At 62.4% G+C, this 16,912-nt stretch carries 14 protein-coding genes and 1 pseudogene; 6 read left to right on the top strand and 9 right to left on the bottom strand.

What is annotated here, in order from left to right:
- Window positions 1-70: 70 nt before the first annotated feature.
- The 4 genes from IH615_RS12625 to IH615_RS12610 all read right to left on the bottom strand — a co-directional run bounded on the left by IH615_RS12625 (window position 71) and on the right by IH615_RS12610 (window position 5,305).
- On the bottom strand, window positions 71-2,464 hold the full coding sequence (locus tag IH615_RS12625; protein ID WP_291362225.1) for a heavy metal translocating P-type ATPase: 2,394 nt from the start codon (window positions 2,462-2,464) through the stop codon (window positions 71-73).
- 170 nt (window positions 2,465-2,634) lie between these two features.
- Window positions 2,635-4,068: a multicopper oxidase family protein gene (locus IH615_RS12620; RefSeq protein WP_291362224.1), complete on the bottom strand. Its 1,434-nt coding sequence runs from the start codon at window positions 4,066-4,068 to the stop codon at window positions 2,635-2,637.
- A 435-nt stretch (window positions 4,069-4,503) separates the two neighbouring features.
- Window positions 4,504-4,980 (bottom strand): DUF411 domain-containing protein, encoded by a 477-nt coding sequence (locus tag IH615_RS12615; protein ID WP_291362223.1) that lies wholly within the window; start codon window positions 4,978-4,980, stop codon window positions 4,504-4,506.
- Between the two features lie 124 nt (window positions 4,981-5,104).
- Entirely contained in the window at window positions 5,105-5,305 is a 201-nt protein-coding gene (locus IH615_RS12610) for a heavy-metal-associated domain-containing protein (RefSeq protein WP_291362222.1), read from the bottom strand.
- Between the two features lie 171 nt (window positions 5,306-5,476).
- On the opposite strand from IH615_RS12610, the pseudogene IH615_RS12605 reads away from it, so the two are divergent.
- From IH615_RS12605 to IH615_RS12580, 6 genes and pseudogenes are all read left to right on the top strand, one after another.
- Window positions 5,477-8,003 (top strand): annotated as a pseudogene (locus IH615_RS12605) (heavy metal translocating P-type ATPase).
- Window positions 8,000-8,461, top strand: coding sequence for a Cu(I)-responsive transcriptional regulator (gene cueR, locus IH615_RS12600; RefSeq protein WP_291362221.1), 462 nt, complete (start codon window positions 8,000-8,002; stop codon window positions 8,459-8,461). Before IH615_RS12605 ends, cueR begins: the two are co-directional and overlap by 4 nt.
- Window positions 8,462-8,597: 136 nt before the next feature.
- Entirely contained in the window at window positions 8,598-10,022 is a 1,425-nt protein-coding gene (locus IH615_RS12595; RefSeq protein WP_291362220.1) for an MFS transporter, read from the top strand.
- Window positions 10,023-10,070: 48 nt separating this feature from the next.
- The gene (locus IH615_RS12590; RefSeq protein WP_291362219.1) at window positions 10,071-10,241 is read left to right on the top strand and encodes a hypothetical protein; all 171 of its coding nucleotides are present in this window, start codon (window positions 10,071-10,073) and stop codon (window positions 10,239-10,241) included.
- Window positions 10,241-10,852, top strand: coding sequence for an NAD(P)H:quinone oxidoreductase (gene wrbA / locus IH615_RS12585; RefSeq protein WP_291362218.1), 612 nt, complete (start codon window positions 10,241-10,243; stop codon window positions 10,850-10,852). The genes IH615_RS12590 and wrbA overlap by 1 nt, the downstream gene beginning before the upstream one ends.
- A gap of 114 nt (window positions 10,853-10,966) precedes the next feature.
- Window positions 10,967-11,239 (top strand): glutaredoxin family protein, encoded by a 273-nt coding sequence (locus IH615_RS12580; protein WP_291362217.1) that lies wholly within the window; start codon window positions 10,967-10,969, stop codon window positions 11,237-11,239.
- Between the two features lie 501 nt (window positions 11,240-11,740).
- Here IH615_RS12580 and IH615_RS12575 read toward each other — a convergent pair.
- Genes IH615_RS12575 through IH615_RS12555 form a run of 5 tightly spaced genes read right to left on the bottom strand, consistent with a single transcriptional unit; the run spans window position 11,741 to window position 16,895 of the window.
- On the bottom strand, window positions 11,741-12,595 hold the full coding sequence (locus IH615_RS12575) for a sugar phosphate isomerase/epimerase (protein WP_291362216.1): 855 nt from the start codon (window positions 12,593-12,595) through the stop codon (window positions 11,741-11,743).
- A 3-nt stretch (window positions 12,596-12,598) separates the two neighbouring features.
- Window positions 12,599-14,005, bottom strand: coding sequence for a CehA/McbA family metallohydrolase (locus IH615_RS12570; protein WP_291362215.1), 1,407 nt, complete (start codon window positions 14,003-14,005; stop codon window positions 12,599-12,601).
- Window positions 14,002-15,114 carry an ABC transporter ATP-binding protein gene (locus IH615_RS12565; protein WP_291362214.1) on the bottom strand — a complete coding sequence of 371 codons (1,113 nt, stop codon included), beginning with the start codon at window positions 15,112-15,114 and terminating at the stop codon, window positions 14,002-14,004. The genes IH615_RS12570 and IH615_RS12565 overlap by 4 nt, the downstream gene beginning before the upstream one ends.
- Before the next feature lie 6 nt (window positions 15,115-15,120).
- Window positions 15,121-15,951 (bottom strand): carbohydrate ABC transporter permease, encoded by an 831-nt coding sequence (locus IH615_RS12560; RefSeq protein ID WP_316360401.1) that lies wholly within the window; start codon window positions 15,949-15,951, stop codon window positions 15,121-15,123.
- 2 nt (window positions 15,952-15,953) lie between these two features.
- Window positions 15,954-16,895: a sugar ABC transporter permease gene (locus IH615_RS12555; protein ID WP_291362212.1), complete on the bottom strand. Its 942-nt coding sequence runs from the start codon at window positions 16,893-16,895 to the stop codon at window positions 15,954-15,956.
- Window positions 16,896-16,912 lie beyond the last annotated feature (17 nt).

The following is a 16,912-nucleotide window of genomic DNA, read 5'->3' as shown; positions in this document are numbered from 1 at the left end:
ATGTCCTTGGCACTTTCGCATGCCAGCCGACCGCTGTGTCAGTTCCTCGCCTTCCGCCGAGTAGGCTCCATCACTCGATACTAGCTGATCGCAACCTCAGGGAATTGCCTATGACACTAACCGAGGAAAGCGCCATGGCCGCTGCGGCGATCGCGGGAGACAGGGTCAGCCCGAAGAACGGGTAGAGGACCCCTGCCGCGACGGGAACTCCGGCGGCATTGTAGACGAACGCCAGGAACAGGTTCTGACGAATGTTACCCATGGTGGCACGGGACAGCCGTCGCGCGCGGGCAATGCCGAGGAGATCGCCATTGAGCAGTGTGACGCCGGCGCTCTCCATGGCGACGTCCGTGCCCGTTCCCATGGCAATGCCGACATCGGCGGCGGCGAGTGCGGGAGCATCGTTGACGCCGTCGCCGGCCATGGCCACCACCTTGCCTTGCGAGCGTAAACGCGAGACCACCTCGCTCTTGCGTTCAGGAAGCACATCGGCCTCAACCTCCGTGATACCAAGTTCACTGGCGACGGCTTTGGCAGTGACTGCATTGTCACCGGTCATCATCACCACGCCGATTCCTTCCGCGCAAAGGTCGGCCAGTGCCCGTGGCGTTGTCGGTCGTATAGGATCGGCAATGCCCAGAGCGCCCGCAATATGCCCGTCCAACGCGACAAGGACGACAGTGGCGCCTTTCGCACGGATTTCGTCGGCCCGCGTTTTCCAGTCACCAAGTTCAACACCCTCGGCTTCCAGATACCTGGCGCTCCCGATCATCACCCTCTGACCTTCGACGACACCCGTGAGCCCCTTCCCCACCGGCGAGTCGACGTCGCTCGGTTCCGACAGCGACAACTTCTGTTCCTCGGCGGCGGCCACGATCGCCACGCCGAGGGGGTGTTCACTTGCACGTTCGAGGCTGGCCGCGGCCATGAGGAGGTCGCGCTCCTCGAAGCCTTGGGAAGGCAGAATGTGGGTCAGCTTGGGTTTGCCCTCCGTCAGCGTGCCGGTCTTGTCCACCACGATAGTGTCCACCTTTTCCAGCCGCTCGAGCGACTCGGCATTCTTGACCAGAAGGCCGAGCTGGGCACCTTTGCCTACCCCCACCATGATCGACATTGGAGTTGCGAGCCCAAGGGCACAGGGGCAGGCAATGATCAGGACAGACACTGCCGCCACCAAGCCGTGGGCGAAGGTCGGTTCAGGCCCCCAGATCATCCAGGCGCCGAAGGACAAAATGGCGATAGCTATGACGAGCGGTACGAACCAGCCGGAGACCTGGTCGGCCAGTCGCTGGATCGGAGCGCGCGACCGTTGCGCAGCGGCAACCATCTGTACGATGCGCGACAGCATGGTGTCGCGTCCGATCCCGGTCGCCTCCATCACCAGACCACCCGAGCGGTTTACGGTGCCGGCAACCAGCCTTGATCCTTCTGTCTTGGTGACAGGCATGGACTCGCCCGTGACCATAGACTCGTCGACGGCGCTCCGTCCCTCCAGCACCGTACCGTCGACCGGCACTTTCTCACCGGGACGCACGCGAAGACGGTCGCCAACGACGACGACCTCGATCTCGACTTCTTCGTCGTTGCCATCCGGACGAATCCGGCGTGCGGTCTTGGGCGCCAAGCCCAGAAGGGCCTTGATGGCGCCCGACGTTTGTTCGCGCGCGCGAAGCTCCAGAACCTGTCCCAGGAGCGCCAGCGCGGCGATGACGGCTGCCGCCTCGAAGTAGACTGGCACGGCACCGTCCATGCCGCGCATGGTCTCGGGGAACAGGCCCGGCAAGACGGTTGCGACGACAGAATAGACCCAAGCCACGCCTATACCCATGGCGATGAGCGTGAACATGTTCAGGCTGCGGTTGCGGATGGAAGCCCAGCCGCGCTCGAAGAATGGCCAACCAGCCCAGAGCACCACTGGCGTTGCGAGCACCAGTTGTATCCAGTTGAGGGTCTGCCCCGGGATCAGCATGTGGAGGTCAGTGAAGTGGGCGGCCATTTCCAGCACGAACACCGGAACGGTCAGGGCAGATCCGATCCAGAACCGCCTCGTCATGTCCCTTAGTTCAGGGCTGGGGCCTGTTTCCTCAGTTGGCAGCTCGGGCTCCAGTGCCATGCCACAGATGGGACACGAGCCTGGCTCACGGCGGCGGATCTGCGGGTGCATCGGGCAGGTCCAGATGGTCCCGCTGGATGCCTCGGCATGGTCAGGCTCAGGGCGGGGAGAGGCCCCTTGAGTGTATTTTGTTGGTTCCGCCATGAATTTGGAGCGGCAATTCTCGGAGCAGAAATAATAGGCGGTGCCCTCATAGGTCACCTTGTGCCTGGCATTGGCCGGGTCGACACTCATGCCGCAGACCGGGTCCTTCACCGTCGGTCCTGGCGATACAGCGGAATGCTCGCCACCATGGTGGTGCCCATGCTGATGGTGGGAATGATCGTGCTTGGTATCGCCGGTTCCGGACACTCTGGACCTCCGTTTTTGACAGCCTGCACCCTGTCACCGTTGGAAGGTCAAGGGCCAATCCAAAGGCCGGGCTGGATGTGCAACTCCGGGTTGAACGTTAGCACATGTTGAACGGGTTCCCCCGCCGCTTTGCCGGAAAAGGCGTTGGCGGCGGGGGCCTCTTGCGTATCCTAGCTGTAGATCACCTCGGTCATCATGCCGGCGGCCATGTGATAGAGATTGTGGCAGTGAAACAGCCAGCGACCCGGATTGTCGGCGTCGAAGCTGATGCGGACCGTCCCCATCGCCGGAACGAAGATGGTGTCGCGGACAGCACCGTTGAGCGCGCGGCCGTTCAAGGCGGTTACCTGGAAATGATGCCCATGCAGATGCAGGGGATGCGCCATCATCGAATGGTTCATGATCTCGATGGTCACCCGCTCTCCCTCCGAGACAGTGAGCGGGCGACGATTGGGCCATGGGGCATTGTCAAAGCTCCAGGCATAGGGCGCCATATTGCCCATTGCCATGGTCTGCAGCACACGATCGGCGGCCTTTGCCGATAGTGGCGAACGCGCCACCAGCCGCTGTTCGAGGGACAGATCGACCGGCGCCTCCACCTGGTCGGCAACCCGCGCCAGCTTCGGAACCTCTGCGCCATTCACCGCGAGGATGATGCCTGTCCGGTCCGCAAGGCCTTCAACCTGGGCCAGAACCGGCACGACTGTTCGTCCATTCATATCGATGAGCAGGTCGAGCCGCTGGGCAGGAACCATTGGGAACCGGTTCCCCGTGATCGGCTCGACATCATTGCCGTCAACGGCGAGCACCGTGGCTTCCACATCGCCCAGATTGATCCAGAAGGCGCTGGATGTAGCCCCGTTGATCAGTCGTAACCGGACTTTGCCATTGGGCTCGGTGCGGATGACCTCGGGATCGTCCAGCGTCCGGTCATTGGCCAGAAAGGCATCGTAGGCGACGTCGTTGAGGTCCATGGACATCATGCCGCCCATCATCATGCCTCCATCCATCGACATTCCGCCGCCGGGCATGTTGTGCATGTCGTGACCAGCGCTCTGCCCGCCCGTCAGCTCCGAGAAGATCTCTTCGGGAGTGCGGAAGGAAAAATCGTGAAGGAGGACCGTTACGTCCTGAAGGTCGGCCGCTTCGTCCTCGGGGGTGTAGACGACCAGCGGCGCGGCCAGCAGGGACTGTTCCTGCAGCCCGTGATGCGAGTGCATCCAGTGCGTACCGGCGCGGGCTGGGAAGTCATACGAACGTTTCTCACCATCTGCCAACGGAGAGACGTAGCCCGTGTCGGACACACCGTCCTGCGCAGGATCGGGCGTTTGCCCGTGCCAGTGAATCATGGTCTCAGCGCCAATCTGGTTGTCCAGATCGACCAGGAACCGCTCACCGGACGGCAGGAACAGACCCTGCCTGCCGTTGTCGGCGCGGATGCCGTAGACATTGCCGGATTTTCCCAGCACATCGATGACGCGACGTTCAGCAACCAGGGTTCGCGGACGAAAGTCCTGCGCCAGACCGAAGCGCGGCAAGGCGACGCTACCGGCGAGGGTAAGGGATGCGCCAATAAAGGCGCGACGGGAGAGCAAAGCGCTCATTGGAAAAAACTCCATAATCTGAAGAATTGGGTGGCCCGTGACGGGCGAAAAACACTTCAGATATGGATGGGCGGACGAAACAAAGCGGGGCGCCACGACAGCACGTTGTGGCTTATGGTTCTCGGTTCGGTCGCGCCTTGATCAGCGGGACTTACGGATGCAGCTAACACCAATGGTAGCCCCGTACACGATGGGCAGGCCCTTTGCGGGCAGTCATCGGCGTTCGGCACGCTGTGGTGGCCAGGTTTGGCTGCTGGCCCATGGCCGTGGTGATCGCAAGGCGCGGCTGAAGCGGTGGAGGAATAGTGTGCAGGCAGGTGCGGAGCAGCGGCCAGGACCATCGACGCATTCAGCGTCAATGCCATCAGTATGGTCAGAACTGTCCTAACGACAAATTGCATGAACACCATCGGCGAGGGGCTGCCGCTCAACTCTCTACAAACGCGTTTGACCGGCAAAGCGCATAAAGACGGCGTCGCTTTGGCCGCCAAAGGCAACAACATCAAAGGTCTCGGGTGAACTGCCGGGTGGACCTTCCATGCCCGGTGACCCCATGGGCATGCCAGGAACCGCGAGGCCGGTTATCGGCGGGCGCTGCTCCAGCAGGGCAACGAGCGCCTCCGCTGGCACGTGCCCTTCAATCACATAGTCATCGACCGTAGCGGTGTGGCAGGAGCGCAAGGCATCGGGCACCATCAAAGTATCCTTGACCGCTTCCATCTCCTCGATTTCCTCGATTTCGATAGTGAAGCCAGCCATTTCGAGATGACGCGCCCATCCTGAACAGCACCCGCACCAGGGGTCCTTTCGGATTGTTATGTTCGGCAACGCCGTTTGCGCGAACGCCGGACCAATGAGGGCCCCGCCTGTCAAGTTGAGAGCCGCGATCAGGACGGTACGTCTTGTGTGCATCGTCGCATCCTTTCTGGTTCAGACGGTCGGTACATATGAAACCTGAACATTGTGCCTGCGCGATGGCGACAGGGCGAAGGGCACCATGGCGCCGCCTCGCCCTCCACACATTGTCCTGAATCAATCAGGCCGCAAGCGTTCCGGAATATCCCGCCAGCTTGATCGCCTCGGCGATATCCTGAGCCGGACGAGCCGTTTCTACCTGAACCTTGCGCGCGGGAATGTCGATGGTGACGCTGGCCCCGGGATCGGTGCCCTTGACGGCCCTTTCGATCGTGCTGGCGCAATGGCCACAGGTCATGTCGGAGACGGTGAAGTTGTACATGTCGTGTCCTTTCTGGTTGAGACACGATGCAAGATCGTTGTTCCCACGGTGGGAGGGTCAAGGCCAATTTGCAGATTTTTTCACCTCACCATTTTCTCGCAAGAAGGTGCTTGACCTTACCAACGTTGGAAGCTCCAGATGGAATGGCAGTCGAAATGAAAGGACTGCAAAATGTCTACGGACACCATTACTTCCGGATCCAGTTTCGAGTTCCCCATTGAAGGCATGACCTGCGCCTCCTGCGTATTGCGCGTCGAGAAGGCCATTGCCGCCGTTCCCGGTACCATCAAGGCCATCGTCAACCTGGCCACGGAGCGGGCGAGCGTAGAAACCGATGGATCGGTTCAACCCAGGGCAATCATCGCCGCCATCAATTCAGCTGGCTATGAAACCAGCCTCGAGCACTTGGAACTCGAAATCGAGGGCATGACCTGCGCCTCCTGCGTGGGACGGATCGAGCGTGCCCTCTCCGCTGTACAGGGCGTCGTCAGCGCCAGCGTGAACCTCGCCACCGAAAAGGCAACCATCAGTGCGACTGGAGGCCTGGTCACGCAGCAGATGCTTGAGCGTGCTGTCGAGGGTGCCGGCTATGCCGTGCGCCACACCGAGCTCGAAGCCGGCACCGCGCCAGTCGCGGTGGTCGATCGCAAGGCGGCCGAGGCGCGCAAGCTCAGCTGGGCCTTTGGCCTTTCTGCCCTGCTGACGGCACCGCTCTTTGTCATGGAGATGGGGTCTCATTTCATCCCGGCAGTGCACATGTTCATCATGAACACGATCGGCATGCAGACCAACCACTACCTGCAGTTTGTTCTGGCCAGCGTGGTTCTCTTTGGACCCGGCCTGCGCTTCTTCCAGAAGGGTATTCCGGCCTTGCTGCGCGGCGCCCCGGACATGAACTCGCTCGTCGTTCTGGGCACGTCGGCCGCCTGGGGCTTCTCTGTCGTCTCCACCTTCTTCGGCGGCCTGCTGCCTGCCGGCACCGCCAATGTCTATTATGAAGCGGCAGCGGTCATCGTGACGCTGATCCTTCTCGGGCGCCTCCTTGAGGCGCGCGCCAAGGGCCGCACCAGCCAGGCCATTCAGCGCCTCGTTGGCCTCCAAGCCAAGACCGCGCGCGTGGTGCGTGACGGGGCCGTGATTGAATTGCCGCTCGAGGCCGTCCGTGCCGGCGACCGCATCCAGATCCGCCCCGGCGACAAGGTTCCTGTCGATGGTGTCGTGCGGTCCGGTGAGTCCTATGTCGATGAAGCCATGATTACCGGCGAGCCCATTCCCGTCCGCAAGGGCGAGGGTGACGAAGTCGTCGGTGGCACGATCAACAAGACCGGCTCCTTCGAGTTCGAAGCCACCAAGGTTGGCTCGGACACGCTTCTGGCCCAGATCATCCGCATGGTCGAGGCCGCACAGGGTTCCAAGCTGCCCATCCAGGCCCTGGTCGATCGCGTCACCGGGGTCTTTGTCCCAGTCGTCATCGCGATCGCTCTCGCTACCTTTGCCGTCTGGTTTGTCTTTGGCCCGTCGCCGCAGCTCACCTTCGCACTGGTCAATGCCGTTGCCGTCCTGATCATCGCCTGCCCGTGTGCCATGGGCCTGGCGACCCCGACGTCGATCATGGTCGGGACCGGCCGCGCGGCTGAACTGGGTATCCTGTTCCGCAAGGGCGAGGCCCTGCAGACCCTACGCGACGTCAATGTCATCGCCCTCGAAGACCGGCACCCTCACCAAGGGCCGTCCCGAACTGACCGACCTGATCGTAACCGAGGGCTTTGATCGCACCGAAGTCCTGCGTCACGTGGCGAGCCTTGAAACGCTCTCGGAGCACCCGATTGCCGAAGCCATCGTTGCCGCGGCTGAAAAGGGCGGGCTGTCTCTGACGGCGCCCCTCGGGTTTGAGGCCACGCCGGGCTACGGGATTTCCGGCATTGTTGACGGTCACAAGGTTCTTGTCGGCGCCGATCGCGCCCTGGCCAAGGCCGGCATTGCGGTCGATCACTTCGCCGGTGATGCCCGCCAGTTGGGTGATGAAGGCAAGAGCCCGCTCTATGCCGCCATCGACGGCACGCTTGCTGCCATCATCGCCGTGGCCGACCCGATCAAGCCGACCAGCCGCAGCGCCATTGCGGCTCTCCATGAGCAGGGCCTGACAGTGGCTATGATCACCGGCGACAATGCTCGCACCGCGCATGCAATCGCCCGCCAGTTGGGGATCGACGAAGTGGTTGCCGAAGTGCTGCCCGAGGGAAAGGTCGACGCCATCAAGCGTCTCAGGGCCAATGGTCGCAAGCTGGCCTTCGTGGGTGATGGCATCAATGACGCGCCGGCATTGGCCGAGGCCGATGTTGGCCTGGCCGTCGGTACCGGCACCGACATTGCCATCGAGAGTGCGGACGTCGTCCTGATGTCGGGTGACTTGCGCGGTGTGTCCACTGCCCTCGCGATCAGCCGGGCCACCATCCGCAACATCAAGCAGAACCTGTTCTGGGCCTTCGCATACAATGCTACACTGGTGCCGGTTGCTGCCGGTGTTGCCTATCCCTTCACGGGGATGCTGCTCTCGCCGGCCCTTGCCGCTGGCGCCATGGCTCTGTCGAGCGTCTTCGTGCTCGCCAATGCCCTCCGCCTGCGCTCCTTTGGAGCGCAGGTTGGCGCAAGCGACAGCCGTACGGCTGCACCGCTTGAGCTGGAGTATGCAAAATGAACATCGGACACGCTGCCAAGGCTACGGGTATCTCGACCAAGATGATCCGCTACTATGAGACCATCGGTCTGATTACCCCTGCGCACCGGTCAGATGCCGGGTATCGCGTCTATACCGATCACGACATCCATGCGCTTCGCTTCATCAATCGCGCCCGGGACCTCGGGTTCTCGGTCGAGCAGATGCGAGACCTCCTGGCGCTCTGGCGGGACCGCAGTCGCGCCAGCGCCGACGTGAAGTCGATCGCGCTTGAGCACGTCGCCAAGTTGAAAGAAAAGGCGCTAGCTCTTGAGGCAATGAGTCGAACACTTGAGCATCTGGCGGATAATTGTCACGGCGATGAAAGGCCGGATTGCCCAATCATCGAAGAGTTTGCTGTTTCTCCGGCGCCAAAAGTACTGGTCCGGAGAAAGCCAAGATTTGGCGTTGCGGGTGAAATTGACCCGTATACCCACTGATCATTTAAGGCGGTGATTTTTCACCGCCTTTTTTTTGTTTGAAATATTTCTCTTCACTCCTTGACTCTACCAGCGTTGGAAGCCGGACACCGGGGTTAATCGCAATCGGCGAGAAACCTTTTTCTGGGGAACTCCAATGCAAAAGTTCACACCGGATCCGAAGAGATGGGCCGCTCTGGCATTGCTGTGTGCCGCCCAATTCATCGTCATCCTCGATACCTCAATCATCGGCGTGGCCCTGCCCGCCATCCAGGCCGATCTCGGCTTTTCCGCCAGCGGTCTGAGCTGGATTTTCAACGCCTATGTCATTGCCTTTGGCGGCCTGTTGCTGCTCGGCGGACGGTTGAGCGACCTGTTCGGCGCCCGCCGCATCTTCACGACCGGCTTTGTCATCCTGACGGCCGCCTCCCTGCTGGCAGGCCTCGCCACCAGCCAGGAAATCCTGCTTGCCGGCCGCGCGCTGCAGGGCATCGGTGCGGCATTGATTGCACCATCGGCCCTGACTATCGTCATGCGCCTGTTCGGGCACAATGGTGCTGAGCTGGGCAAGGCTTTCGGCTTCTGGGGTGCTGCTGCAGCCGCCGGCGGCTCGGCCGGTGTCTTCCTTGGCGGTGTCATCACTGAGTGGATGGCCTGGCAGTGGACCTTCCTCATCAACGTGCCGCTCGGCCTGATCGTGCTGGCCGCCATCCCGGCTGTTCTGCGCAAGTCCGAACGGGCACGCGGCAAGGTCGACTGGTTCGGCGCCATCACTGTCACCGGTGCGCTGGTCTCCCTGGTCTATGCGATTGTCACCATCGAGACGGCCGGCCTTGGTTCGCCGCTGATCCTGTCGCTGCTCGGCATTTCCCTGGCGCTCTTCGTGATCTTCCTGATCGCCCAGCGCGTCCGCCGCGAACCGCTGCTGCCCCTGGGCATCTTCAAGGCGCCCAACCTGGCCGCCGGCAATCTGGTCATGGCCCTTCTAGGCGCGGCCTGGATCCCGCTGTGGTTCTTCCTCAACCTCTATCTGCAGCAGATTCTTGGTCTGTCGGCCCTCGCCAGCGGCCTTGCGCTCCTGCCGATGACCATTCTGATCATGATCGTCATGGTGGGCTTCTCCGGCAAGCTGATTGGCCGGTTCGGTCCCAAGACCAATCTCATCCTCGGCCTGTTGCTGATGGGGGCATCCCTCATCATGTTCGCCAACCTGCCCCTGGATGGATCCTTCGTGATCAACGTCCTGCCGGCTTCCCTGTTGGCGGCGTTGGGCATGGCCCTGGCCTATATCCCGGCAACCATGTCGGGCATGGCAGGTGCCAAGCCCGAGGAAACCGGTCTGGCTTCCGGCCTCATCAACACCACCTACCAGATTGGCTCGGCCATTGGTCTTGCCGTCATGGTGGTGATCTCCACCGCCGGTCTTGACCACGGTGGCGTGGGGGCGCAGGGAGTCGCCGACTTGCTTGAAGGCTTCCAGGCTGCGTTCCAGGGTGCAGGTATCGTTGCGGCGATCGCGGCTCTGGCTACGCTCGTTCTCATCCGCGGTAGTGCCGCCCAGCGGGAGGTGCCGGTGGGCTAGTCCCGAAGGGCGGCAGGCTTTTGGCCCGCCGCCCGCCGGCAAATCAGCATGTTCGAAGATTTCTCATTTTATCTCGATCCGCCACAGGCCGTGCGGCGTCGGATCGGCATCCATGCGTGGTTTCGACGCAAGGCAAAATGGCCACCCGCCAATCCGCACCTGCTCAAGGACATCGGCCTTGGCGACTTCAGTCGATCCATCTCAAAGGAATACACATAATGACTCGCGTACTCGTGCTCTACTACTCAGCCTGGGGCCACATAGAATCCATGGCTCATGCCGTCGCTGAAGGCGCTAGCCAGGCCGGAGCATCCGTCTCCATCCGCCGCGTGCCGGACCTTGTGCCTTTATCGGTGGCCGAAAAGGACGGCCACCTGATCGACCAGTCGGCACCGCTCGCTCATATCGATGAACTCGCAGATTTCGACGCCATCATCATCGGAACGCCCACCCGCTTCGGCTCCATGGCCGCCCCAATGCGGGCATTCCTGGAACGGGCTGGTGGACTTTGGTCTCGCAATGCGCTCGTCGGAAAGGTCGGCGCAATGTTCACCACCTCGGGCACCCAGCATGGGGGTCAGGAAACGACAATTCTTTCGGCAATTCCAACCCTGTTCCACCTTGGCATGATCGTCGTCGGTCTGCCCTACACCTTCGCGGGGCAGTCCGGCCTCGATGAGGTCAAGGGCGGCAGTCCCTATGGTGCTGGAGCAATTGTAGGCAGCGATGGCGAACGGATGCCAACCCTGGCAGAACTCGAGGGCGCACGCTTCCAGGGCCATCACGTGGCTACGGTCGCCTCCCGCCTCGCACACAAGCTCGCCGCTTGAACCTCGTTGGCGGAGATGAGCATCTCCGCCACTCTCTTCATGAAAGCTCGTCGGTCTTGACTCGGCCAGCGTTGGAAGGCCGATGACAGACAGCACCAGCCCAATAGGTGCAAAATGCAGACGTCATCTTCTCCACACATCGAACTCTACACGACCCCCACTTGCCCCGACTGCCGCCAGCTCAAGCTGTGGTTCGAGCAGATGGGGGTTGTCTATGTCGAACATGACCTCACCCAGCCGGACGTAGCCGAACAGGCCAGGGCACGAACAGGCGTGCGGGTCGCCCCGATCACCGTCATCGGGTCCAAGGTCTACTACGGCACTCACGATGCCCAGCGCCTCAAGTTGCGCCAGGACTGGCCGGAGCTCTTTGGACGCGGAGCATGAGATGGTGCTGGCCGATTCCGTCAGCATCGCGATGCGCATATATCAAAGGGAGAACAGAGCTGTTTCAGCAGGGTGCGGTTCACGGCTTTCCTGCAGAATGTGCGCGGGCCTGACCAGAGCCTCCGTCCGCCCTGCCAGAATGCATTGGCGAGGTTGTGCGTTACCCACACTCATATGTAGTGCCTCTTCGCAGACGGCTCCAAAGCGCGGCGCCTGGGATTCCACGAGCACATCGATACAGCGGCGATGTTCTTGTCCATCTTTGCTGATCTGCGAGAGCGCAAAATCATCAACTAAGAGCGGATCGGGGAGGCAATTGCACGGAGAGAGGCCGTCGGCCTGATCTGACCACGGCTAGTGGTGGATCATGGTGTGGCCGGTCGGTGCTCTTCGCCTTGGGAAAGCCGGACGAGGTCGCCCGCACCCAGCAGCTGGGCTGTCAACAGTTATGGTTGCCCTGGTCCTTGCCCGCTCTGGGTAGGCACGGTTTGCGCCGGCTGGTCACCTGGCGATGGCATTCATATAGGCGAGGTTCCGGGCAGCCAGCTGCAGCGGCGTTTCGGCGGAATCCTTCGCCACGTCCTGCTCGACCACGATCGGGCCGGCAAAGCCGCGGTCGACGAGCAACTGCATTACGGCCCTGATATCGACCACGCCATCGGGCAGGGGGCACATGACCCCCGCGCCATAGGAATCCGCGATCGAGAGATGTCCGTCGAGCACGCGCTGGCGCACCGCGCCATCGACATTCTTGAGATGCATATAGGCGATGCGGGGAAAGACACGTTCCATATAGGCCAGCGGGTCCTGGTCCCAGAAAGCGTGGTGGCCGGTGTCGAAGCAGAGGTCGATCTCGGTTTCGGCCAGCAGGCGGTCGATCTGGCGCTCCTTTTCGACCGCCGTGCCGATATGAGGGTGGAAGCTGAACTTGAGCCCGTATTCGCCCTCGACCAGCTTTTGCCCTTCACGCACCATCTGCGTAAGTCCGGTCCAGCCGACTTCGTCGAGCACGCCTTCATGGCCGGCCGAATACCAGTTGCTTTCGTCCATGATGACGAGATGTTTCGCGCCCAGCGAGACCAGCAGCAATGACAGTTCACGCAATGTCTGCATGAGGATCGGCGCAGAAGCGCGGTCCCCAAGGGTATGGACATGCGTGGCGCCAATCATCATCAGGTCGCGCCTGGCCAACTCGTCCTTGAGCTGAGCCGGGTCCTTGGGCAGGAAGCCGAACGGGCCCAGCTCGGTGCCGCGATAGCCGGCTGCGGCGACTTCGTCGAGATATTGCTGCCAGGTGACGGCGTTGCCGGTGGGATAAGCGATGCCCCAAGAGCAGGGTGCGTTGGCGATCAGCATGGCTCAGCCCTCGATATAGACGGGATTGCCGAGCGCGCGGCGGATCGCCTGGTCGGCCAGATTGACGCCCCGCAACTGCCAGGGCAGTTCGCGCCCCTCGATCAGGGCCAGGAATTCTGCCCCCAGCCGCTCACGACTGGCCTCGGCGACGATCTCGGCCCGGATGAAGCCCCTTGCATCGTCAATCACGAAGTCATGGGACCACTCATCCGCTTCGATCAGCGCCGTGCCAATGTCGCCACTGGCATCGATCCAGACCAGTCGGTCGCCTTTGGCGCCCTTGATCTCGGCGCGCCCCATACGCGCTGCGGTGACGGTCGCGCCCATGGGCTGGCCATCCACCGTCATCACCAGCGCCGGCCCCGTGGGGCTTTCGGTGACGTAGCCCTGGCCGGCCTTCATGGCGGCAAGGATCGCGTCTTCGGAGAGTTCAGGCAGCCACAGCACAGTGGTCGGCCGCGCCAGCACCAGCGGCCCCTCCGGCATCAACTGCGCGGGCTGGTGATAGTCCGAGCCGCCAATGGCCGACAGGCGCAGCCCCGAAACGAGGCGCTGCTGCCAGCGCTCCAGCGCGATCCAGTTCCAGGCCATCCAGGTGCTCTGCCAGACTTCCTGGCAATCCGCCTCGGGCAGTTCATACTCCCAGGCAATGGGCGGCTTGTCGTGATTGATCGAGAGCAGCCCGCCCCTCTCATGCACCAGCCCTGCCAGCGTGTGCGCGTCGGTTCGGCGCGTCATGCGGAAGTCGATCCAGTCATCCACGCCATAGACATTGGCGTGCCCCTCGGCCGTGGTCACCTCCATGGCGCGCACAAAGACCAGTTCGGGCGAGGACTGCGGGTGGAAATAGCGGCGCTGCGTGGTGGTATTGTGGTCGGCAATGGCCAGGAAATCGAGTCCGGCCTGCCGGGCTGCCGCATGCAGCAATTCGGGCGAGCCCTTGGCGTCGGAATGGAAGGTGTGGCAGTGGAGGTCACCCCGGTACCAGCCCGCCTGCCGGCGCACCGGAAAGGTCCGGGCCGGCTGCGGCTCGAGGGTGCGCGGCGCCGCATCGAGCGCGATGGTGACGCTGACTTCGGTGCCCGCTTCGGGAAGCCTGTAGAGCCCCAGGATCACTGTCCAGCGCCCAGGCTGGATGGCGCCATGCACATAGCCGGGCGTCGCATCGTCGGTGGCGATGAAAAAGCGGTCGCGCGCCCCCCCGCTCCAGCCGCGAAAGCCCTCACGGGTCGGATAGCTGGTGTCGCGCGGATCGAAGGCGCCGAGGTCAATGACGCAGTCCTCGGCCTTGGCATAGGCGAGGATGACATCGATCCGCGTCGTACCTTCGGGCACGTCGAACGGCACATAGAAATAGGGATTGGCGGCCTGGTCGGCGCGGGTGATCCGCGCCATGATCGTCTGGCTCACAGCGCCGTTTCTCCATCGGCCGCAATACGGTTTCCCGCGCCGTCGAACAGATGCACATGCTCGCTCGAAAAGCTCAGGGTCACCGCCTGGTCCAGCGCGATATGATCATCGGTGAAGATGCGGGCGGTAACGCGCGATCCGTCGGGGCGCTCGATGGTGACGAGGCTTTCAGGGCCCATATTCTCATTGGCGAAGAGCTTGCCCGAGATGGTATTGGCCGCGCCCGGCTCGGCAATAGACAGATGCTCGGGTCGTATGCCCAGTGTCAGCGTCTTGCCGGCGCCCAGAGCCGTGCCGATGCCCGACGACATGGCGAGGCCCCTCAGCACAAGCCCATCGGCGGATGGGCGCAGCTGCCCATCACCCTGCACCGCCTCGACCGGCACCAGGTTCATCGGCGGATTGCCGACGAAATTGGCGACGAAAGTGGTCGCCGGTCGGCGATAGATCTCGATGGGCGAGGCGTATTGCACGATCTTGCCCTGGTCCATCACCGCAATGCGGGTGGCCAGCGCCATGGCCTCGGCCTGGTCGTGGGTCACATAGACCGCAGTCATGCCCATGTCGCGCTGCAGGTGGTTGAGAAAGCCGCGCGCTTCTAGCCGCAGCTTGGCGTCGAGATTGGAGAGCGGCTCGTCGAAGAGATAGACCTGGCTCGGATAGACCAAGGCCCGCGCCAGCGAGGTGCGCTGCTGCTGCCCGCCCGAAATCTGGCTGGGCAGGCGGTCGAGGAGATGGCCGATCTTGAGCACGTCGGCGACTTCCTTGGCGCGCCCGTGCCGCTCGGTCACCGACTTGCCGCGCACCTTGAGCGGATAGGCGATATTGTCGGCCAGGTTCATATGCGGATAGAGCGCATAATCCTGGAACACCATGGAGATCTGGCGATCCTTGGGGTGGTAGTGGGTCACGTCCTCGCCACCGATCAGCACCTTGCCCGAGGTTGGGGTTTCGAGCCCCGCAATCATGCGCAGGCTCGTGGTCTTGCCGCAGCCCGAGGGGCCGAGCAGGCAGACGAACTCGCCATCGCCAATGGAAAAACTCACATCCGACACGGCGTTGAAATTGCCGAAGATCTTGGTGACATTGCTGAATTCGACTGATGCCATGGTGGATTAGGCCTTGATGCCGCCAAAGAACCGGAAGCCGAACTTCCAGCTGACGAAGAGATAAAGGGCGATGACGGGAAGCGAGTAGATGAGCGAATAGGCCGCCAGCAGGGTCACGATGGGCGTGCCCGCCTCCGAATAGAAGGAGTAGATGGCCACCGATGCCGGCATCTGGTCGTCGCTGCGCAACAGGATGAAGGGGATGAGAAAGCTGCCCCAGATATTGACGAAACCCCAGACCACCACGACGACGATGCCGGGCCGGATCACCGGCAGGGCCACGTCGAAAAAGGCCTGGACGGGGGAGGCGCCCGCGACCATGGCGCTTTCCTCGTAGGATTTGGGGATGGAGTCGATGAAGTCGCGCAGGATGAACATGGCGGTGGGCAGGAGTCCGCCGGCAAAGGTCAGGATCACCGCAAGATGGGTGTCGATCAGCCCGGCGGCGGAGACGATGAGGAAGATCGGCACCATGGCCGCCGACCCCGACACGACCGAGGAAAACAGCAGCAGGATATAGGTGACCGCGCCCTTGCCCGGCAGCGAAGAGCGCGACAGCGCATAGGCGGCGAGCGTGGCCGCCGCACCGACCAGGATCACCCCGCCCACGGACTGGATGAGGCTGTTCCACAGCGCCTGCACGGCAAAGCTGTTGCCAAAGACGGTGACGAAATTGGACAGCGTCCACGGGTCTGGAATGGCGAGGCCCAGCTCGGCCCGCGCGTTGAACGGCGCGAACAGGAACCACAGCAGCGGCAGGGCGAAGGCGGCGCCGATCAGCGCAGCCAGGGCCGAGAAGGCGATGCGACCGATGAAGGCGGGCAGGGTGAGCTTCATGGTCATCTCGCCTTTCTCTTGCGGCCGATGCTGAGATAGATCAGCGCAAAGGCGAGGTTGATCAGCATCATGATGACGCCCACGGCCGCGCCCTTGCCGAACTGGAAGTCGTTGAAGGCCACACGGTAATTGTAGATCGACACCAGTTCCGTGCGGTAGCTCGGCCCGCCATTGGTGAGCAGGAAGGGCGTGAAGGTGTTGAACGTCCACATGGTGATCAGGATGAGGTCGGTGACGATATGCCCGCGGATCAGCGGCAGGCCGATATCCTTGAACTTCTGCCATGACGAGGCCCCGGCCACGTCGGCGGCCTGGAAATAGCTGGGCGGGATCGACGAAAAGGCCGAGCTGAACAGCATCATCGAGAAGGCCGCGCCGCGCCAGGTGTTGAACACCACGATGACCCAGAACGGTTGCTGCAGCAGGAAATCGCCCGGTGGCAGGCCCACCGTGCCGAGCAGGGCATTGAGCGTTCCCTGGTCGCGATCGAGAAAGGCGAACCAGGCAAAGCCGATCACCACTTCGGGCAGGATCCAGGCGGCGATGACGAAGGTCTCGGTGATGCGCTTGACCCACGGCGGCACGGTCTGGATCAGCCAGGCCAGCAGTAGGCCCAGCAGGGCCTGGCCGAGCAGCGCCGAGGCCAGCACGAATTGCGTGGTCAGGATCAGCGAGAAGCCAAACTGCCCGCGCTGGAAGAAATTGGCCGGGTCGAACAACGCAAAATAGTTGGCCAGCCCGACAAATTCGGGATTGAGCGCCGTGCGGCCGAGCAGCGTCCGGTTGGTGAAGGAAACGAATATGACCCAGAAGAAGGGTACGATCACGAAGACCGAGACCAACAGGCCCGCCGGCGTCAGGAAGGCCGCCCCCGCCCGGTTGGACAGGAGGGCAAAATTCTTGACCTTGCGCTTGGGTTTGCTGACTGCGGGTTCTGTGGTCATGGATGTTCTCGTGCCGC

It is taken from the genome of Devosia sp. (assembly GCF_014860165.1).
In the GTDB taxonomy this organism is placed as follows: Bacteria; Pseudomonadota; Alphaproteobacteria; order Rhizobiales; family Devosiaceae; genus Devosia.
Note: the sequence above shows the minus strand (reverse complement) of the source record. Positions and strands in the feature narration are given on the sequence as shown.